At 74.0% G+C, this 18,567-nt stretch carries 17 protein-coding genes; 8 read left to right on the forward strand and 9 right to left on the reverse strand.

Annotated elements, in window-relative coordinates; translation table 11 throughout:
* The first annotated feature begins 224 nt into the window (after positions 1 to 224).
* Positions 225 to 1,721: an oligopeptide:H+ symporter gene (locus ACZ6CZ_RS16020; protein WP_469020673.1), complete on the forward strand. Its 1,497-nt coding sequence runs from the start codon at positions 225 to 227 to the stop codon at positions 1,719 to 1,721.
* A gap of 147 nt (positions 1,722 to 1,868) precedes the next feature.
* Here the strand turns inward: ACZ6CZ_RS16020 and ACZ6CZ_RS16025 are convergent, their stop codons facing one another.
* Together ACZ6CZ_RS16025 and ACZ6CZ_RS16030 are read right to left on the reverse strand one after the other, a co-directional pair.
* Complete coding sequence (locus ACZ6CZ_RS16025) at positions 1,869 to 2,567, reverse strand: ATP-binding protein (RefSeq protein WP_469020676.1); 699 nt, start codon at positions 2,565 to 2,567, stop codon at positions 1,869 to 1,871.
* A gap of 307 nt (positions 2,568 to 2,874) precedes the next feature.
* Positions 2,875 to 3,252, reverse strand: a complete 378-nt coding sequence (locus ACZ6CZ_RS16030; RefSeq protein WP_469020679.1) for an STAS domain-containing protein — start codon at positions 3,250 to 3,252, stop codon at positions 2,875 to 2,877.
* A gap of 356 nt (positions 3,253 to 3,608) precedes the next feature.
* Here ACZ6CZ_RS16030 and ACZ6CZ_RS16035 point away from each other — a divergent pair, with 356 nt between their 5' ends.
* Positions 3,609 to 4,502 carry an RNA polymerase sigma factor SigF gene (locus ACZ6CZ_RS16035; RefSeq protein ID WP_469021614.1) on the forward strand — a complete coding sequence of 298 codons (894 nt, stop codon included), beginning with the start codon at positions 3,609 to 3,611 and terminating at the stop codon, positions 4,500 to 4,502.
* Positions 4,503 to 4,620: 118 nt separating this feature from the next.
* On the opposite strand, the gene hutI is transcribed toward ACZ6CZ_RS16035, so the two are convergent.
* From hutI to hutU, 4 genes are read right to left on the reverse strand one after another with little or no spacing between them, the layout of a single operon-like run.
* Positions 4,621 to 5,796, reverse strand: a complete 1,176-nt coding sequence (gene hutI, locus ACZ6CZ_RS16040; protein WP_469020682.1) for an imidazolonepropionase — start codon at positions 5,794 to 5,796, stop codon at positions 4,621 to 4,623.
* A 29-nt stretch (positions 5,797 to 5,825) separates the two neighbouring features.
* Positions 5,826 to 7,202, reverse strand: coding sequence for a formimidoylglutamate deiminase (locus tag ACZ6CZ_RS16045; RefSeq protein ID WP_469020685.1), 1,377 nt, complete (start codon positions 7,200 to 7,202; stop codon positions 5,826 to 5,828).
* Positions 7,199 to 8,416 (reverse strand): allantoate amidohydrolase, encoded by a 1,218-nt coding sequence (locus ACZ6CZ_RS16050; protein WP_469020687.1) that lies wholly within the window; start codon positions 8,414 to 8,416, stop codon positions 7,199 to 7,201. The genes ACZ6CZ_RS16045 and ACZ6CZ_RS16050 overlap by 4 nt, the downstream gene beginning before the upstream one ends.
* The gene (hutU, locus tag ACZ6CZ_RS16055; RefSeq protein WP_469020690.1) at positions 8,413 to 10,077 is read right to left on the reverse strand and encodes a urocanate hydratase; all 1,665 of its coding nucleotides are present in this window, start codon (positions 10,075 to 10,077) and stop codon (positions 8,413 to 8,415) included. Before hutU ends, ACZ6CZ_RS16050 begins: the two co-directional genes overlap by 4 nt.
* Positions 10,078 to 10,286: 209 nt before the next feature.
* Here hutU and ACZ6CZ_RS16060 point away from each other — a divergent pair, with 209 nt between their 5' ends.
* The 5 genes from ACZ6CZ_RS16060 (at position 10,287) to ACZ6CZ_RS16080 (ending at position 14,107) form a co-directional block, all read left to right on the forward strand.
* A complete protein-coding gene (locus ACZ6CZ_RS16060; protein ID WP_469021617.1) occupies positions 10,287 to 11,693 on the forward strand; it encodes a type III PLP-dependent enzyme domain-containing protein in 1,407 nt (468 codons plus the stop codon).
* Positions 11,694 to 11,862: 169 nt separating this feature from the next.
* Positions 11,863 to 12,318, forward strand: a complete 456-nt coding sequence (locus ACZ6CZ_RS16065; RefSeq protein ID WP_469020693.1) for a hypothetical protein — start codon at positions 11,863 to 11,865, stop codon at positions 12,316 to 12,318.
* Positions 12,315 to 13,154, forward strand: coding sequence for a transcriptional regulator (locus ACZ6CZ_RS16070; RefSeq protein ID WP_469020696.1), 840 nt, complete (start codon positions 12,315 to 12,317; stop codon positions 13,152 to 13,154). The genes ACZ6CZ_RS16065 and ACZ6CZ_RS16070 overlap by 4 nt, the downstream gene beginning before the upstream one ends.
* Positions 13,155 to 13,185: 31 nt before the next feature.
* Positions 13,186 to 13,716, forward strand: coding sequence for a roadblock/LC7 domain-containing protein (locus ACZ6CZ_RS16075; protein ID WP_469020699.1), 531 nt, complete (start codon positions 13,186 to 13,188; stop codon positions 13,714 to 13,716).
* Between the two features lie 16 nt (positions 13,717 to 13,732).
* A complete protein-coding gene (locus ACZ6CZ_RS16080; protein ID WP_469020704.1) occupies positions 13,733 to 14,107 on the forward strand; it encodes a roadblock/LC7 domain-containing protein in 375 nt (124 codons plus the stop codon).
* A gap of 17 nt (positions 14,108 to 14,124) precedes the next feature.
* On the opposite strand, the gene ACZ6CZ_RS16085 is transcribed toward ACZ6CZ_RS16080, so the two are convergent.
* Positions 14,125 to 14,727, reverse strand: a complete 603-nt coding sequence (locus tag ACZ6CZ_RS16085; RefSeq protein ID WP_469020707.1) for a hypothetical protein — start codon at positions 14,725 to 14,727, stop codon at positions 14,125 to 14,127.
* A 104-nt stretch (positions 14,728 to 14,831) separates the two neighbouring features.
* Positions 14,832 to 15,860 (reverse strand): MurR/RpiR family transcriptional regulator, encoded by a 1,029-nt coding sequence (locus tag ACZ6CZ_RS16090; RefSeq protein WP_469020710.1) that lies wholly within the window; start codon positions 15,858 to 15,860, stop codon positions 14,832 to 14,834.
* A 339-nt stretch (positions 15,861 to 16,199) separates the two neighbouring features.
* On the opposite strand from ACZ6CZ_RS16090, the gene ACZ6CZ_RS16095 reads away from it, so the two are divergent.
* Complete coding sequence (locus ACZ6CZ_RS16095) at positions 16,200 to 16,637, forward strand: hypothetical protein (RefSeq protein ID WP_469020713.1); 438 nt, start codon at positions 16,200 to 16,202, stop codon at positions 16,635 to 16,637.
* A gap of 520 nt (positions 16,638 to 17,157) precedes the next feature.
* On the opposite strand, the gene ACZ6CZ_RS16100 is transcribed toward ACZ6CZ_RS16095, so the two are convergent.
* Entirely contained in the window at positions 17,158 to 18,549 is a 1,392-nt protein-coding gene (locus ACZ6CZ_RS16100; RefSeq protein ID WP_469020716.1) for a cystathionine beta-synthase, read from the reverse strand.
* Positions 18,550 to 18,567 lie beyond the last annotated feature (18 nt).

Below are 18,567 nucleotides of genomic sequence, written 5' to 3' on the forward strand. Positions count from 1 at the left end.
GTGTGCCGGGCCGGTACGCCGGCCCCGAAAGGAATGACCTCTGGCCGGGCCCCGGACGCATCGCCGCGTCACGGGGCGTGGATCCCGGTGGTCGCCGTCCACCGCCCCGTGATCCGGTGCGGGCTCCCCCTGGGCGTGGGGTGGACGTCCGACCCGCCGGTGCCGGCCGCTCCCCCCACGGGCGCGCAACGCCACGCGCGCGTCCCGACCAGCAAGGAACGACCATGGCGTCCAGCCTGACGAAGGACTCGGTCCGCCCGGGCACCCCCGGGTCCGAGTACTCCTTCTTCGGCCACCCCCGCGGACTGGCCACACTCTTCATGACCGAGATGTGGGAGCGGTTCTCCTACTACGGCATGAGGGCCCTGCTCCCGCTGTACCTCGTGGCCCCGGGCGGGCTGCACCTGAACGCGTCCACCGCGACCGCGATCTACTCGGTGTACCTCTCCCTCGTGTACCTGCTCGCCCTGCCCGGCGGCTGGTTCGCGGACCGTGTCCTCGGCCCCCGCAAGACGGTCGCCGTGGCCGGTGCCGTCATCATGCTGGGCCACCTCACCCTGGCCCTGCCGACCGCCGGCACCTTCTTCGCGGGCCTCGGTCTGGTCGCCATCGGCTCCGGTCTGCTGAAGGCCAACATCTCGACGATGGTCGGCCACCTCTACGACGGCCCCGACGACCCGCGCCGCGACGGTGGCTTCACGATCTTCTACATCGGGATCAACCTGGGCGCCTTCGCCGCCCCGCTGGCGATCGGCACCGTCGGCCAGAACGTCAACTGGCACCTGGGCTTCGCGCTCGCCGCGGTCGGCATGGCGCTGGGCCTGGCCCAGTTCCTGCTCGGCACCCGGCACCTGAACCCGCGCTCCAGCGTCGTGCCGACCCCGCTGTCGCCGCAGGAGAAGGCCGCCACCATGCGCAAGGCGGCCCTGTGGGCGGCCGTCGCCGCGGTCTTCTACGCGATCGTCGGCTTCACCGGCGTCTACACCCTGAACTGGGTGATGGTCCCGATCATCGTCGCCGGTCTGGTCATCCCGGTGATCGTGCTCGCGCGCATCAAGCGGGACAAGGACCTGGACGGCGCCGAGCGGTCGAAGATGTCGGCGTACATCTGGTTCTTCGTCGCCGCCGCCGTGTTCTGGATGATCTACGACCAGGGCGGTTCGACCCTGTCGATCTTCGCCGACTCCTCGGCCGAGAACAGCGTCCTGGGCTGGAAGTTCCCGGTCTCCTGGTACCAGTCGGTCAACCCGGTGATGATCATGGCGTTCGCGCCGGTCTTCGCCTCGGTGTGGATCGCCCTGGCCCGGCGCGGCAAGGAGCCGAGCACGGCGACCAAGTTCGCCCTCGGCCTGATCCTGGTCGGCGCGTCCTTCTTCCTGTTCCTCGCCCCGCTCGCGATCGCCGACGGCGGTCACAAGGCGGCCGCCCTGTGGATGGTGGCGATCTACTTCGTGCAGACCGTCGGCGAGCTGCTGCTCTCCCCGGTCGGCCTGTCGGTCACCACGAAGATGGCGCCCGCGAAGTACGCCTCCCAGATGATGGGCGTGTGGTTCCTGGCCGTCACCGCGGGTGACGCCACCACCGGTCTGCTGGGCGTGGCGAACGTCGACCTCAACAAGACGGGCATCGTGGCCCTGGAGGCCGCCCTGGCCGTCGTCGCCGGTGTCGCGGTGTGGATGTACCGCAACAAGGTCAAGAAGCTCATGGGCGACGTGAACTGACGCACGTCCGCCCCGGGCTCCTGCGAAAGGGCCGCCGCACCCTTCGGTGCGGCGGCCCTTTCGTGCGTCCGGCGGCTGTGTAATTCCTGTGCGCCCCTCGTGCCGGCGGCTCGGGGCAGCGGCGCCCGGGCAGCGGCACCCGGCGGGTCAGGCCGGTGCGCCCAGTTCCGCCCAGACCGTCTTGCCCGCGCGGCCCTCGGACCGTACGACACCCCAGTCCAGGCAGAGCCGCTGCACGATGAACATGCCGTGGCCGCCGGGGCGTCCGGCGCGGTGCGGGGTGCGCGGCGCGGGCTGGCCGGCGCCCCGGTCGGAGACCTCTATGCGGATCACCTTGTTGTCGCAGGCGAGGAACAGGTCCTCGGGCCCCTCGGCGTGCAGGCAGGCGTTGGTGACCAGCTCGGAGACGACCAGCAGCACGTCCTCGGCGGCGGCCCGCTGGTCGGCGGAGGCGGCCGGCAGCCAGCCCCACGCGTACAGCGCCTGGCGGGTGAAGTCACGGGCGAGCGGCACGACGCCGCTCTCGCCGTCGAGGCGCAGTCTGCGGACCTGGCGGCCGCGGGGGCCCTGACCGCTCTCGCGGCCGTCACCGCCCTCGCTGCTCTGTGCGGACGGCACGGACCGGTCTCCCTCCACCTCAGGGGCCTCGGACAGCGCGAACGGGCTCACCAGGCCCCCCGGGCGACCCCCGGGGCCCGTCAGGCCCTCAGCGCCCTCGGGCGGGACGGACGGCGCGGCTGCCCCCGTGGGCGCGCCTGCCGTCGGCGCACCCCTTTCGGACGCCCCGGAAGCGCCGCTCGGCTCCGGGCCGCGGTCGCCCGGCGGACAAGGCCGGGTGGTGCTCATCAGCGCTTCACCTCACCGATTCACCAGTTCACCAGTTCACAATTTCAGAAGTCCGGCACCGGGCGGTGCCGGGCGGCCGGTGCCGCCCGACCGGTCGGTGCCGGGCGGTACCGGCCGACATCAGTCGGTACGTAAGTCGTACGCAGGTCGTTCGTCGGTTCCACGCCGGCCCGGGGCGTCCCGGTGCCCTGAGCCGACGGTGTCAGGATGTCTCCTGCCCGACCGATCCGGCGGAACACCCCCCAGGTTCGGCGTGGCCGGTGCGAAGCCCGGGGCGCCGATCGCGCGGGGTGGCCGGACAACCGGCTCAGCCGGTCTCTCCGGCCAGGGCCGCCTCGACGGACTCGTGGACGGTGAAGACCGCCTCCGCGCCCGTGATCTCGAACACCCGGGCGACAACTGGCAGCATTCCGGCCAGATGGACCCCGCCCCCGGCGGCTTCCGCCTTGAGCCTGGTACCCAGCAGGACGTTCAGTCCCGTCGAGTCACAGAACTCCAGCCGTGAGCAGTCCACGACAAGTCGTGAGAAGCCCTTGGCGAGGAGGTCGTCGAGCGGCTCGCGCAAAAGATCGGCGGTGTGGTGATCAAGCTCACCCGCCGGTGTCACTACGGCGCTGGAGCCCTCTTCCCGCACCTCCACCAGAAGCCGGCCCGACTGTGCGCTGCCGACCGTCCCGTGGTCCATGCCGTCTCTCTCCCGAGGTCGTGGCTGCTGACTGACTGCCGTAGGGGCCGCCGTACCGGCGGCCGTCATGGCCGCAGCACCGGCTGCCGTTCCGATTGCCATACAGATTGCCGTACGGATGTCCTGCTGATGCCCTGCTGATGCCCTCGAACATTACGCCCTCCGCACCGACTACGACACCCGAACAACCTCGCAGAAACGGACATAACGCCAGGTAACGCACTTGCGACCAGTCGGCTGGAGCGGGTAGGGCTAGTACGGACACGAAAATCGACACGGCCGGCTTTGGAGGCGCCGCACACCGCTGTGCACGTACTGGCTCCGGCAGCCTTATGCCGAGAACGATGGAGGACACCATGTCACCCCGGCTCGACGGATCGCATACCCGCACAGCGACGTCGACACCCCCACCGGACCAACTGGATCCCATCGATCCTCTCGACGCGCTCGGGGAACTCCCGGAGATCCCCCCGTACGACCAGGTCGGGGCGGTCGACGCGCGGGCGCTGTCCAAGACCCTCTTCCAGCGGCTGGAGTCGCTGGAGGAAGGCACGCACGACTACTCGTACGTCCGCAACACCCTGGTGGAGCTCAATCTCGCCCTCGTGAAGTTCGCGGCCTCCCGGTTCCGCTCCCGCAGCGAGCCGATGGAGGACATCGTCCAGGTCGGCACGATCGGTCTGATCAAGGCCATCGACCGCTTCGAGCTGTCCCGCGGCGTGGAGTTCCCCACGTTCGCGCTGCCCACCATCATCGGCGAGATCAAGCGCTTCTTCCGCGACACCTCCTGGTCCGTGCGCGTGCCGCGCCGGCTCCAGGAGCTGCGGATCGAGCTGGCCAAGGCCGGGGACGAGCTGGCCCAGAGGCTGGACCGCGCGCCCACCGTGGCGGAACTGGCCGAGCGGCTGGGCCTGTCCCACGACGAGGTCGTCGAGGGCATGGCCGCCTCGAACGCCTACACGGCGTCCTCGCTGGACGCGCAGCCCGAGGAGGACGACACCGAGGGCGCCCTCGCGGACCGCATCGGGTACGAGGACCACGGGCTCGAAGGCGTCGAGTACGTCGAGTCGCTGAAGCCGCTGATCGCGCAGCTGCCGGACCGGGACCGGAAGATCCTCTCCCTCCGCTTCGTCGCGGGGCTGACCCAGTCGGAGATCGGCGAGGAACTCGGCATCTCCCAGATGCACGTCTCCCGGCTGCTGTCGCGGACGCTGGGGCGGCTGCGCAAGGGGCTGACGCTGGAGGAGTGACCCTCCGCCCGGCAGCACACGTCCCGGGGAGCGGCCCGGTCCCGCCCCACCGGGACCACGGGCCGCTCCCCGTCGGTCCTTCCGCGCCCTCGGCCGACCCGCTCGTCCTTCCGCGCCCTCAGCCGACCCGCTCGCCGCGCCGCCACACCTGCGCGACCAGCGGCACGCCCGGCCGGTACGCCAGGTGCACGTGGCTCGGCGCGTCCAGCAGCGCCAGGTCGGCGCGGGCGCCCGGGGTGAGCCGTCCGACGTCCGTGCGGCGCAGGGCCGCCGCCCCGCCCGCGGTGGCGGACCACACCGCCTCGTCCGGGGTCATGCCCATGTCGCGAACGGCGAGGGCGATGCAGAAGGGCACCGAGGACGTGAAGGACGAGCCCGGGTTGCAGTCCGTGGAGAGGGCCACCGTGACTCCCGCGTCGAGCAGCCGGCGGGCGTCCGGCCAGGGGGCGCGGGTGGAGAACTCGGCGCCGGGCAGCAAGGTGGCGACCGTGTCGCCCTGGGCGAGGGCGTCGACGTCCGCGTCGGTGAGGTGCGTGCAGTGGTCGGCGCTGGCCGCGTCCAGTTCGACGGCCAGCTGGACGCCGGGGCCGTGCGAGAGCTGGTTGGCGTGCACGCGCGGGTGCAGCCCCTTGGCCCGGCCGGCGGTGAGCACGGCGCGGGCCTGGTCGCCGTCGAAGGCGCCCTTCTCGCAGAAGACGTCGATCCAGCGGGCGTGCGGGGCGCAGGCGTCCAGCATCTCGCCGGTGACCAGGGCCACGTAGCCGGCCGGGTCGTCGGCGAAGTCCGGCGGGACGACGTGCGCGCCGAGGTAGGTGACCTCGTCGGTGTGGGCGGAGGCGATGCGCAGGGCGCGCCGCTCGTCCGCCACGGTCAGGCCGTAGCCGGACTTCGTCTCGAACGTCGTGGTGCCCTGGCGCAGCGCCTCGGCGAGGAGACGGGTGAGGTTCGCCTCCAGCTCCGCGTCGGTGGCGGCGCGGGTCGCCGCCACCGTCGTGCGGATGCCGCCGGCGCTGTAGGAGCGGCCGGACATGCGGGCGTTGAACTCCTGGGTGCGGTCGCCCGCGAAGACCAGGTGGGAGTGGGAGTCGACGAAGCCCGGCAGCACCGCCCGGCCGCCGGCGTCGACCCGGTTGTCAGTGGCGGGTGCTTTGCTTGATTCACCGGTCCACGCGACCCGGTCGCCGTCGATGACGAGGGCCGCGTCCTGGATCAGTCCGAGGGGGGAGCCGTCGCCGGAGAGGGGGTCGTTGGTGACCAGCGTGGCGATGTTGGTGATGAGGGTGCTGCTGCTCATGGTGTCGTCCTCGTGGGGGTCGGCGGTCGTCAGGCGCGCAGGGCTTCGATCGCGTCCGTCAGCGCCGCCGGCACGTCGGGCACGCGCGTGTGCGCGCCGTCGCGCACGATGTGCCGCCCGCCCACGACCGTGTGCCGTACGTCCGCCGCGGTCGCCGCGAATACGGCCGTCTCGGCGCCGAGCCGGGGCAGCGGGCCCGCTGTCCTGACCGAGTCCAGGGCGAGCGTCGTGAAGTCGGCGAGGGCGCCGGCCTCCAGGGTGCCGGCCTCGTCCCAGCCGAGTGCGGCGTGGCCGTCGGCCCCCGCGGCCCGCAGCAGGGCGGCGGCCGTCCAGTGGCCCCGGGTGCGGGTGCGCAGCCGCTCGTCCAGCTCCATCGCGCGCGCCTCTTCGAGCAGGTCGATCACGGCGTGGCTGTCGGAGCCGAGGGACAGCGGCGAGCCCGCCCGCTGGAGGGCGACGGCCGGGCCGATGCCGTCCGCCAGGTCGCGTTCGGTCGTCGGGCACATGCAGGTGCCGGTGGCGGTGGCGCCCAGCAGGGCGATGTCCTCGTCCGTGAGGTGGGTGTTGTGCACCCCGGTGGTGCGCGGGCCGAGGACGCCGTGGTCGGCGAGCAGCCTGGTGGGCGTGCGGCCATGGGCGCGCAGGCAGGCGTCGTTCTCGGCGGTCTGCTCGGACAGGTGCACGTGGAGCGGGGCCCGCCGCTCCTCGGCCCACCGTGCCACGGTCGCCAGCTGGTCGGCGGGCACGGCCCGTACGGAGTGGATCGCCGCGCCGATCCGCGCGTGCTCGCGTTCCTTGAGAACTGAACAGCGTTCGGCCCAGGCGTCGGCCCGGCCGTCGCTGAAGCGCAGCTGGTGGGAGTTGGGCGGCTGGCCGAAGCCGGCGGACAGATAGGCGGTGTCGAGGAGGGTGATGCGGATGCCTGCGTCGGAGGCGGCCTCGACGAGGGCCTCGCCCATCGCGTTGGGGTCGGCGTAGGGCGTGCCGCCGGGCGCGTGGTGCACGTAGTGGAACTCGCCGACGGCCGTGATGCCGGCCAGGGCCATCTCCGCGTACACCGCGCGGGCGAGGGCGTGGTAGTTCTCCGGGGTCAGCCGGTCGGCGACGGAGTACATGACCTCGCGCCAGGTCCAGAAGGTCCCGGAGCCGACCTGGACCGTGCCGCGCAGGGCCCGGTGGAAGGCGTGGCTGTGGGCGTTGGCGAGCCCGGGCAGGGTGAGGCCGCGCAGCACCTCGGCGCCGGGGGGCGGCGCGAGCGTGCCGGTACGGACGGCGGCGATGCGGCCGTCGCGCACGTCGAGGGCCACGCCCGGCTCGACGGCGGTGCCGAGCCAGGCGTGCTCCAGCCAGTACGTCCGGGCGGGCGGGGCCGCGGGGTGCTGCGTCGGGTGCTGCGTCGGCGTCACGTGCAGGCCAGCCCTTCGAGTACGTCGGCGAGCGCGTTCACCCCGGCCACGCAGTCGTCCTCGGCCGCGAACTCGGCCGGCGAGTGCGAGACGCCGGTGGGGTTGCGCACGAACAGCATGGCGGTCGGGACGGTGCCGGAGAGGATTCCGGCGTCGTGTCCGGCGCCGGTCCCCAGGACGGGCACCGTCAGGCCCGTGCCGAGGCCCAGGATGCGGCCGAGTTCGTCGCGCAGGGCGTGGTCGAACTCGACGACCGGGGTGAAGGACTCCCGGACGACGTCGAGGTCGACGCCGTGCGCGTCGGCGTGGGCGCGGGCCGCCTTCTCCACCGTGGCGAGGACCGCGTCCAGGGTGTCCTGGTCGGCGGCGCGGGAGTCCAGCCAGCCGCGCACCAGGGAGGGGATGGCGTTGACCCCGTTGGGCTCGACGGCGATCTTGCCGAAGGTGGCCACGGCACCGGCGAGTTCGGCCTCGCGGCGGGCGGCGAGGACGGTCTCGGCGTACGACAGCATCGGGTCGCGGCGGTCGGCGAGCCGGGTGGTGCCGGCGTGGTTGGCCTCGCCGCGGAAGTCGAACCGCCAGCGACCGTGCGGCCAGATGGCGCTGGCGACGCCGACGCGGTCGCCGGACAGGTCCAGCGCGCGGCCCTGCTCGACGTGGAGTTCGACGAACGCGCCGATGCGGGCGAGCCGCTCGGGGTCGGGGCCGATGGCGTCGGGGTCGTACCCGGCGGCCGCCATGGCCCGCGGCAGGGTGACGCCGTCGGCGTCGGTCAGCCGGTGCGCCTGCTCCACGGTGAGCTGTCCGGCGGTGAGCCGGGAGCCGACGCAGGCCAGGCCGAACCGGGCGCCCTCCTCGTCACCGAAGTTGACCACGGCCAGCGGCTTGGTGGGCCGCGCTCCCCGCGCGCGCAGTTCGTCCAGCGCGGCGAAGGAGGACACGACACCGAGGGGGCCGTCGAAGGCGCCGCCGTCGGGCACCGAGTCCAGGTGCGAGCCGGTGACCACGGCGTCCCCGGCGGCCGGGTCGCCGAGCCACGCCCACTGGTTGCCGTTGCGGTCGGTCTCGTAGGCCAGGCCGCGGGCCTCGGCCTGATCCCGGAACCAGGCCCGGCAGTCGGTGTCGGCCCCGGTCCAGGCGAAGCGCCGGTAGCCGCCGGAGGCGGAGCTGCGGCCGACCGGCAGCAGCTCCGCCCACATGCTGTGGAAGGTCACGCCAGGTCACCCTCGCGCATCGGGACCCGCACGCCCCGCCGGTCCGCCACCGTCTCCGCGATGTCGTAACCGGCGTCCACGTGCCGGATGACGCCCATGCCGGGGTCGTTGGTGAGCACCCGGCGGATCTTCTCGCCGCCGAGCGCGGTGCCGTCGGCCACGGTGACCTGGCCGGCGTGGATGGAGCGGCCCATGCCGACGCCGCCGCCGTGGTGGATGGACACCCAGGACGCGCCGGAGGCCACGTTGACCATGGCGTTGAGCAGCGGCCAGTCCGCGATCGCGTCGGAGCCGTCGAGCATGGCCTCGGTCTCGCGGTACGGGGAGGCGACCGAGCCGCAGTCGAGGTGGTCGCGGCCGATGGCCAGCGGGGCGGCCAGCTCGCCGCTCGCGACCATGTCGTTGAAGCGCTCGCCGGCCCGGTCGCGCTCGCCGTAGCCGAGCCAGCAGATCCGGGCGGGCAGGCCCTGGAAGTGGACGCGCTCGCCGGCCATCTTGATCCAGCGGTGCAGGGACTCGTTCTCCGGGAAGAGGTCCAGCAGCGCCCGGTCGGTCTTCGCGATGTCGGCCGGGTCGCCGGAGAGCGCCGCCCAGCGGAAGGGGCCCTTGCCCTCGCAGAACAGCGGGCGGATGTAGGCGGGGACGAAGCCGGGGAACGCGAACGCCCGGTCGTATCCGGCCAGCCGGGCCTCGCCGCGGATGGAGTTGCCGTAGTCGAAGACCTCGGCGCCGGCGTCCAGGAAGCCGACCATCGCCTCGACGTGCCGGGCCATGGACTCGCGGGCCCGGGTGGTGAAGCCGGCCGGGTCCTTGGCGGCTGCGTCGGCCATGTCGTCGAAGTCGACTCCCACCGGGAGGTAGGACAGCGGGTCGTGGGCGGAGGTCTGGTCGGTGACGATGTCGATGGGGGCGCCCATCGCCAGCAGCTGCGGGACCAGCTCGGCCGCGTTGCCGAGCACGCCGATGGACAGCGGGCGGCGCGCGTCGCGGGCCTCGATGGCCAGCTGGAGGGCGTGGTCGAGGGAGTCGGCCCGCACGTCGAGGTAGCGGTGCTCGATGCGGCGGTCGATGGCGCGCGGGTCGCAGTCGATGCAGAGGGCGACGCCGTCGTTCATGGTGACGGCGAGCGGCTGGGCGCCGCCCATGCCGCCGAGGCCGGCGGTGAGGGTGATCGTCCCGGCCAGGGTGCCGCCGAACTTCTTCGCGGCGACGGCGGCGAAGGTCTCGTAGGTGCCCTGGAGGATGCCCTGGGTGCCGATGTAGATCCAGGAGCCGGCGGTCATCTGGCCGTACATGGTCAGACCGAGGGCCTCCAGGCGGCGGAACTCCTCCCAGTTGGCCCAGTCGCCGACGAGGTTGGAGTTGGCGATGAGGACGCGCGGGGCCCACTCGTGGGTCTGCATGACGCCGACGGGGCGACCCGACTGGACCAGCATGGTCTCGTCCTGCTTGAGGGTGCGCAGGGTGCGGACCATGGCGTCGAAGGAGCGCCAGTCCCGGGCCGCCTTGCCGGTGCCGCCGTAGACGACGAGCTTGTCGGGGTGTTCGGCGACCTCCGGGTCGAGGTTGTTCTGCAGCATCCGCAGGGCGGCTTCCTGCTGCCAGCCCAGAGTGCTGAGTTCCGTACCGCGCGGCGCTCGTACGGGGCGGGGTCCCGACATCGTCTGCCTCCTCCTGTTACTACGTCTATTCACATCCTCGCTTTCTGAATAGAACTAGTCAATAGGGCGGCGCGGGCGCATCGGCGCGCCGCGGATGTTTGGCTGGAAGGAACCGCGACGGACGGCACGGCGAGGTGACCGGCCACGGCGGACCACGACGGACCACGACGAACCTGAACCGGACCCGGGGGGAAGCTGTGGAACACGCCATCGGCAGCGGCGCGCGCACCGAGGACAGCGAGGACGGCGCCGGCACCGACCGGGCGGCGGCGGACCGCGCCGCCCGGCGCGACGCGGCGGTACGGGCCGCGGTGGAGCAGGGCCTGCTGGGCCCCGGCGCGGCCGTGGTGGGCCTGCTGGACGTCACCGGCATCGAGGAGTCGGCGGCGCAGCTGCGCGCGGCGTTCGACGCGGTCACCGCGCCGGGCACGCCGGTGCTGCACGCCTTCGCGGTGAAGGCGACCCCGCTGGTGCCGGTGCTGCGGCTGCTGGACCGGGCGGGCATCGGCGCGGAGGTGGCGAGCCCCGGCGAGCTGGCGCTGGCCCGGGCGGCCGGGGTGCCGCCGACGCGCACGGTGTTCGACTCGCCCGCCAAGACACCGGCGGAGCTGCGGGAGGCGCTGGCCCTGGGCGTCGCCGTCAACGCCGACAGCCCCGGGGAGCTGGCGCGCCTGGACGCCCTGGTCGGCTCGGCGCCCACCCGCTCCCCGCTGGGCCTGCGGATCAACCCGCAGGTCGGCGGCGGCAGCATCGGGGCGACCTCGACGGCGACGCGGACGTCGAAGTTCGGGGTGGCGCTGCGCGACGAGGGGGCGCGCGAGTGGGTGGTGCGGGCGTACCTGGAGCGGCCGTGGCTGACCCGGCTGCACGCGCACACCGGTTCGCAGGGTGTCCCGCTGTCGCTGATGGCCCGCGGCGTAGCGGAGGCCCACCGGCTCGCCGAGGAGGTCAACGCGCGGATCGGGCGGCGGCAGATCGACACGGTCGACATCGGCGGCGGGCTGCCGGTGAACTTCGCCTCGGAGGCCACGACGCCGTCGTACGCGCAGTACGCGCGGCTGCTGGCCCGGGAGGTGCCGGGGCTGTTCGGCGGGCGGTACGGGCTGGTGACCGAGTTCGGTCGGTCACTGCTGGCCAAGCACGGGACGGTGGTGGCCCGGGTGGAGTACGCCAAGAGCGCCGGCGGGCGGCGGATCGCGGTGACGCACGCGGGCGTGCAGGTGGCGACGCGGACGGTCTACGTGCCGCAGGCGTGGCCGCTGCGGATCGCCGCCTACGACGCCCGGGGGCGGGCCAAGCGGGGGCCCGGGGTGGAGCAGGACGTGGCGGGCCCGGCCTGCTTCTCCGGCGACCTGCTCGCCGAGGGCCGGACGCTGCCGCTGCTGGAGCCGGGCGACCACGCGGCGGCGCTGGACACGGGGGCGTACTACTTCGCGCACCACTACGCCTACAACTCGCTGGCCCGGCCCGGGATCTACGGGTTCGCGCCGGACGGAGCGGGCGGCGTGGCCTTCGCGACCGTGCGCGAGCCGCAGTCGGTGGCCGAGATCGTGGCCGAATCCGGAGGGGCGCACGCTTCCGCGCTCACCACCCTGCGCGCGCCCGGGCGCCGTTGACGCACCGGGTGGCGTTCGGGGTCAACTGGCCCCGGCGACAGCACGGTTGGCCACCCTAGTACGCCGGAAGCATGTTCCACCGGAAAATGCCAAAGGCCTCACCTCCCGCACACACGTTGCGTAGTGTCGGCGTCACTCAACCGGATTCCCAGGCGGGAGGGGAGCCACGGTGCCCGGAATCGACGAGTGCTTACTGGAAGCGATGCGCCTGCCCGGTGCCCGGGGAGCCGCGTTGGTGGACTGGACGAGCGGGCTGGCCCTGGGCACGGTCGGGGAGGCCCCCGGCGGTGACCACGAGGCCACCGCCGCCGAGGCCGCCGAACTGGCCCGGCTGGCCGCCGAGCACGGAGCCTTCCGGGCCCTGGACGGCGAGCCCGGCGAGAGCGGCGGCCCGGGCGGCGGCGCAGGGGACGGCCGGACGGGCGGCCCGGGCGGGGACCGGAAGGCGCCGCCGGTCGAGGACCTGATCGTCAGCAACCGCGACAGCTACCACCTGCTGCGGTTCGTGGACACCAGCTTCGACAGCAGCGTCTTCCTGCACCTGTGGCTCAGCCGCGCGGACGGCAACCTCGCCCTCGCCCGCATCCGGCTCGGCGAGATGGCCTCCCGGCTGGTGCTGGGATGACCACGGTCAGGACATCTCCGCCGCTGCCGGTGCGGGACAGGGACCAGGCGGCCGTACGGGAGCGGGCGGCGGGCGCGCTCTCGCCGATGCTCACCCGGCTCGCCGAGGAACGGGCCACCGGCGTGCTGGTCCGCGAGTTCGGCACCCTGCACATCGTCGGGGGCCGGGTGGTGTACGCCGAGAGTCCCCTCGCCCCGGACCTCGGCGTGCTCCTCACGGCCCACGGCACCCTGGCCCCGGCCGCCTGGCGCCGGGCCGCCGAGCGCGCGGGCGGCGACCTCGCGGTGACCGCCCGGCTGCTGCTGGAGGCCCGCCTGCTGCCCTCCGGCGCACTGGAGCTGGCCCACCTGGACGCGCTGTACGACGCCGGGTACTTCGCGCTGGCGCCCAGCAGCACGCCGGGGCGCTTCCGCTACGGCCCGGTGCCCGCCGGGAGTCCCGGTCCGCTGCCCACGGTGCCCGTGGTCGCGCTGGAGCGGGAGACGCTGCGGCGGCGGGGGCTGCTGCACCGCCTGTGGCCGGACCCGGCGGCGGACAGCGCGCCGCTGATCCGGGCCGACCCGGTCGCCGCCGTGCCCCTGACCGCACGCCGGCGGGCGGTCCTGGACCAGGTGGACGGCGTGTGCACGGCGCCCCGGATAGCGCGGGCGCTGGGCAGGCAGGCCTTCCACACGCTGGTGGACGTGCGCCGGCTCGCGGCGGCGGGCTGGGTGACACCGGGGCGGACGGCACCCGAGCCGCCACCGCCCGCACCGCCGCCCCCGCCGCCGACCCCGGTCACCGACCCCGACATCGCGCTGCTGAAGAGGCTCAGGGATGCGCTGGAGGCGCTTTGAACGGCACCGCCCCGCCGAGAGGAGACATCTGATGGCAGCCGAGCCCGCCTTACCCGGGACGGCCCTCGGCGAGATCGTCGCCGAGCTGCACCGGCTGCGGACCCGGGTCCCGCAGCTGACCGGCGCCCTGGCGGCCGGCGTCGACGGCCTCGTCATCGCCGAGGACACCCCGGGCGTCGACGGGGACGGCCTCGCGGCGCTGACCGCCGCGGCGCTCGGCGTCGCCGTCCGGGTCACCGACGCCACCGGGCGCGGCGGCCTGCGGGAGCTGCTGGTCCGCGGCGACCAGGGCTACGTCGCCACCTACGCGGCCGGCCGTACCGCCGTGCTCACCCTGCTGGCCGAGGACCGGGTCAACGTGGGCCGGCTGCACCTGGAGGGCCGCCGGGCCGGGGCCCGGATCGGGGAGCTGGTCGACGCCGCCGAGGCCGCCGCCCTGGCCGCCCGTCCGGCCGCCCCGCCGGCCCCCGCGGTACCGGCCGCACCACCGCCCCTGCGTACCCGGACCCCGCGTACGCCACGCACCACCGCGCCCGACGCGCGCACCGCAACCGACAGCTGAGAGGAACGAGACAACCATGGCCAACACCGAGACCGCTCTGAAAGAGGCGCTCACCTCCATCGAGGGCGCGACCGGCGTCGCGCTCGTCGACTACACCAGCGGCATGGCGCTGGGCACGCTGGGCAGCAGCAAGACCTTCGACCTGAACGTGGCCGCCGCCGGCAACACGGACGTCATCCGGGCCAAGATGCGCACGATGGAGCACCTGGGCCTGAAGGGCGAGATCGAGGACATCCTGATCACGCTGTCCAGCCAGTACCACCTGATCCGGCTGCTCAAGGGCCGCGGCGGCAACGGCCTCTTCCTCTACCTGGTGCTCGACTCCGCCCGGGCCAACCTGGCGATGGCCCGGCACCAGCTGAAGCGGATCGAGGAGGAACTCGAGGTCTGAGCCGCCGCGGCCCGGCGTCAGACGAGCGCCGCGGTACGGCGACGCGCCCCGCCCGGGGCGGCGTCGCCGGCCGCGATGCCCGTGCCGCGGAACGCCTTGACGGTCTTGCCGGCCGGGGCCCCGCCCCGCCGGTCCAGCCAGTCGACCCGCACCCACAGCAGCTGGTCCCCGGCGCGCTCACGCCGCCCCAGCCAGGCCGCCTTCAGCCACAGCCCGCAGCCGGCCCCGGCGAGCAGCAGACCCCCCGCCGCCGGCACCGCGAAGGAGCCGCCCAGCGCGGCGGCGCACGCCGCCAGCAGCCACCAGCGGTGGCCCCGCCGCCAGGTGCGGACGGTCACCGACCGGTCCTGCAGCACGTCGTGCCGGCCCGCCCGGGCGGCACCGCGCGCGAGGGCGCCGTACCGCTTGCGGCGGGTGCCCGCCACGACGGCGGCGGCCACCAGGAACAGCGCCGCCCCGGCCAGTACGCCGATCCGGCGCCCCGTCAGCCCCGGCGGGAGCAGCCCGGCCCCCGCCGCGACCACGCCGCACCACCACAGCGGCGCCGCCCCGGCCCGTACGACCACGGCCACCCGGGCCAGACCATGTGCTCCCCGTACCCCGCGATCTCCGCGCGCCACGTTCCGCCTCCTCGTCCTCGGGCGCAGTCCTGTCGGCCCGGGAGGTTACCGAGCGAAGGTGAGACGAGTCTGAGAGCGCGCCGGGACCGGGCGGGTCCGGCGGGTCACTCCACGAACAGCCCCCGGGCCGCCGCCTTGGCGTCGAACTCCTCCAGGCGGGCCTGGGCGTCCGGCAGGTCGTCGCAGAGGGCCTCCAGCAGGACCCGGCCCAGCAGCATCGGCGCGCAGGCGGTGTCGAAGGCGAGGCCGGTGCCGACGGCGGCGGGCAGCAGCAGGTCGGAGTGGCGGGCGACCGGCGCGAACGCGGAGTCGGCGACCGTGACGACGGTCAGGCCCGAACGCTGCGCGTAGGCGAGGGTGTCCACGACCTCGCGGGGGTGGCGGGGCAGCGCGAAGCAGAGCAGGGCGGAGGCGCCCGCGCGGACGGCGGCGTCGATCCGGTCGTGGATCATCGTGCCGCCCTCGTCCAGCAGCCGGACGTCCGGGTGGACCTTGGCGGCGAAGTAGGCGAAGCCGTAGGCCTGGGAGGCGGCGGCGCGCAGCCCGAGGACGGGCAGCGGGCGGGAGGCGGCGAGGAGCCGGCCCGCCGTGCGCACCGGGCGCGGGTCGGCCAGCAGCTCGGCCAGGTGCCTGAGGTTCTCGATCTCGGCCTCGACGGCCTGCTGGTACTCGTTGTACGACGCCGCGTCCGCGGCCGGTTCGGCGGGCACCACCTCCCGCAGGTGCCGTCGCAGGGCGGGGTAGCCGTCGAAGCCGAGGGCGACGGCGAACCGGGTCACCGAGGGCTGGCTGACGCCGGCCAGGTCGGCCAGCTCGACGCTGGACAGGAAGGGCACGTCGGCGGCGCGCCGCACCATGCTGTGGGCGATGCGCCGCTGGGTCGGGGTGAGCCGGTGGCCCTCGAAGAGCGCCTGGAGGCGTGCGGCGGGACTGTCGGACACGGCGGTGGCACCGCTCCCGGTGCCGCCCCGGCCCCCGCCCGCGGCGCCGCGCCGGGATGCGGCCGCGGCGCCCTTCCCGCTCCCGTCGCCGGTGCCGTTCCCGAGGTCGTCCCCGGCCCGGCCCGGGGCCGCGCCCTGGGTCTGAACCGTGGTCCCGTCGCTGGTCACACCCGTGGTCCTCTCCGCGCTCATGCCGTGCTCCCCCTCCACAGTCCACGCCGGCGCAGCGTCCGTACGGCGGCGGCGAGGCGAAGCCGGCCCGCGCCCCGACGTCCCGGGAGAGTACAGCGTGGCCGAGGGGGCGGGGTGTCCGGCCCGGCACCCGGTATTCACACACCTAGAACTCTGCATGACGTTATGCAGACAGGCAAGGGACGACCTGCCGGGGTGTCGCGGCAGGCAAGGGACGGCCCGCCGGGGTGTCGCGGCGCCGCGTGCCCGCGCCGAGCCGGACCCCGGGGTCCGCCCCCGCACCGACAGGGGGGCTGTCCCCAGTGCGCCGGGGCCCGCCCGCTGTCTACCGTGGCCCGTATGACGGCAGCGGACGGGCGGGACACCGACCTCAGGAAAGAACTCGACGCCACCCTTCAGGCGCGCCGGGAGCTGGGCGAGGAGTACGAGTCGGCACTCGTGGACTCCTTCCTGGACAAGGTCGACCAGCGCATCGACACGGCGGTCGAGCGCAGGCTGCGCCGCACCCTGGCCGAGCAGCAGCTGCGGGCCGCGCGGGACACCCGGGGCGGGCAGGGCACCGACACCTGGGGCGAGCGCTTCGGCTTCGGCATCGTCTCGCTGGTGCTGGCGATACCGCTGTCCGCGATCGGCGCCGGCACCGCGCAGCTGCCCGGACTGCTGGCCGCCTGGGCCGGCATCGTCGGCGTCAACGTGGTGCAGGCGGCCCGCACCACGCCCGGCCTGTTCGGCGGACGGCGCCGCACGCCCTCCCAGGACAGCGACTGGACGGAGTGACCGGACGTTCGCCGGGGGAACCGGGCCGGCGTGACGGGACGTTCGCCGGGGGAACCGGGCCGGCGGGGAAGGTGCCGCTCGCGGTGACCGGCGAGGCGGCGCAGGAGCCGCCGCAGGGCCCCGTTGCCGGGGCGCGGGCACGGTCGGGAAGAGGTGTGCGCGGGGACCGCCGCACCCCCGTTGCCGGGGGGCGGGACGACGGCGGTCCCCGCGAAGGACGCGGGCCGGGTCAGGACCGGGCTGGCGCGTCCGAGGCGTCCATGGAGGTCCGGGAGCCGCTCCGGAGGTCCTTGGCGCCGTTCGCGGCCGGCCGGGGCGGGAACCTCCCCCAGTGCTCACTGCCTGGGAGGTATTCCCCTCGCCCTGCCGACACCCACCAATCTGCCTGACCCGTGTTAAGCCGGTGCTGCGTACACGTGACGCCCTCGTACCACTTCACCGAAGCCCGCCGGGCGGCCCGGTGAACCGCGGGCGCCGTACCGGCACGCGCGGTTCACCAGGACGTCGCCCGTGCTTCGCGCTAGTGCTTTCCGCCCTTGGCCAGGAAGGACAGCAGGTCCTGCCGGCTGACCACCCCGGTGGGCTTGCCCTCCGCGATGACGATCGCCGCGTCGGCCGTGCCGAGCACGGACATCAGGTCGCCGACGGCCTCGCCGGAGCCGACCTGGGGCAGCGGGGCCGACATGTGCTTCTCCAGCGGGTCCTCCAGCGAGGCCCGCTTGCTGAACAGGGCGTCCAGCAGCTCCCGTTCCACGACCGAGCCGACGACCTCGGCGGCCATCACGTCCGGGTGACCGGCGCCCGGCTTGACGACCGGCATCTGCGAGACGCCGTACTCGCGCAGCACCTCGATGGCCTGGCCGACGGTCTCCTCGGGGTGCATGTGCACCAGGGAGGGGATGGCGCCGTGCGCCTTGTCGCTGAGGACGTCGCAGACGCGGGCGCTGGGGCCCTCGTCCTCGAGGAAGCCGTAGTCGGCCATCCACTCGTCGTTGAAGATCTTGCTGAGGTAGCCGCGGCCGCTGTCCGGGAGCAGGACGACCACCACGTCGTCCGGTCCGAGCCGCTCGGCGACCCGGAGCGCGGCGACGACGGCCATGCCGCAGGAGCCGCCGACCAGCAGGCCCTCCTCCTTGGCCAGGCGGCGGGTCATCTGGAAGGAGTCCTTGTCGGAGACGGCGACGATCTCGTCGGCGACGCTCCGGTCGTAGGCGGACGGCCAGAAGTCCTCACCGACGCCCTCGACCAGGTACGGCCGGCCCGAGCCGCCGGAGTAGACCGAGCCCTCCGGGTCGGCGCCGACGACCTTGACCCGGCCGTCGCTGACGTCCTTGAGGTAGCGGCCGGTGCCGGAGATGGTGCCGCCGGTGCCGACGCCGGTCACGAAGTGGGTGATCCGGCCCTCGGTCTGCTCCCACAGTTCGGGGCCGGTCGAGTGATAGTGCGAGAGGGGGTTGTGGGGGTTGGAGTACTGGTCGGGCTTCCACGCCCCCGGCGTCTCCCGCACCAGCCGGTCGGAGACGTTGTAGTAGGAGTCCGGGTGCTCCGGGTCCACGGCGGTCGGGCAGACGACCACTTCGGCGCCGTACGCGCGCAGTACGTTGATCTTGTCGGTGCTCACCTTGTCGGGGCACACGAAGATGCACTTGTACCCCTTCTGCTGGGCCACGATCGCCAGTCCGACGCCGGTGTTCCCGCTGGTCGGCTCCACGATGGTGCCGCCCGGCTTCAGTTCACCGCTCTGCTCGGCGGCCTCGATCATGCGCAGGGCGATGCGGTCCTTCACGGAACCGCCCGGGTTGAAGTACTCCACCTTGGCCAGGACGGTCGCCTGGATGCCCTTGGTCACGTTGTTGAGCCGCACCAGCGGGGTGTCGCCGACGAGGCTGATCATCGAGTCGTGGAATCGCACCGTTGTCTCCGGTTGCTT

It is taken from the genome of Streptomyces sp. NPDC041135, assembly GCF_055592085.1.

Excerpts from the sequence above, each read along its gene's own strand:
- ACZ6CZ_RS16075 (WP_469020699.1), top strand. The coding sequence starts at position 13,186 with ATGGCAGCCGAGCCCGCCTTACCCGGGACGGCCCTCGGCGAGATCGTC.
- ACZ6CZ_RS16080 (WP_469020704.1), top strand. The coding sequence starts at position 13,733 with ATGGCCAACACCGAGACCGCTCTGAAAGAGGCGCTCACCTCCATCGAG.
- ACZ6CZ_RS16020 (WP_469020673.1), top strand. The coding sequence starts at position 225 with ATGGCGTCCAGCCTGACGAAGGACTCGGTCCGCCCGGGCACCCCCGGG.
- ACZ6CZ_RS16095 (WP_469020713.1), top strand. The coding sequence starts at position 16,200 with ATGACGGCAGCGGACGGGCGGGACACCGACCTCAGGAAAGAACTCGAC.
- ACZ6CZ_RS16070 (WP_469020696.1), top strand. The coding sequence starts at position 12,315 with ATGACCACGGTCAGGACATCTCCGCCGCTGCCGGTGCGGGACAGGGAC.
- hutU (WP_469020690.1), bottom strand. The coding sequence starts at position 10,077 with ATGTCGGGACCCCGCCCCGTACGAGCGCCGCGCGGTACGGAACTCAGC.
- ACZ6CZ_RS16030 (WP_469020679.1), bottom strand. The coding sequence starts at position 3,252 with ATGGACCACGGGACGGTCGGCAGCGCACAGTCGGGCCGGCTTCTGGTG.
- ACZ6CZ_RS16025 (WP_469020676.1), bottom strand. The coding sequence starts at position 2,567 with ATGAGCACCACCCGGCCTTGTCCGCCGGGCGACCGCGGCCCGGAGCCG.
- hutI (WP_469020682.1), bottom strand. The coding sequence starts at position 5,796 with ATGAGCAGCAGCACCCTCATCACCAACATCGCCACGCTGGTCACCAAC.
- ACZ6CZ_RS16090 (WP_469020710.1), bottom strand. The coding sequence starts at position 15,860 with ATGAGCGCGGAGAGGACCACGGGTGTGACCAGCGACGGGACCACGGTT.
- ACZ6CZ_RS16035 (WP_469021614.1), top strand. The coding sequence starts at position 3,609 with ATGTCACCCCGGCTCGACGGATCGCATACCCGCACAGCGACGTCGACA.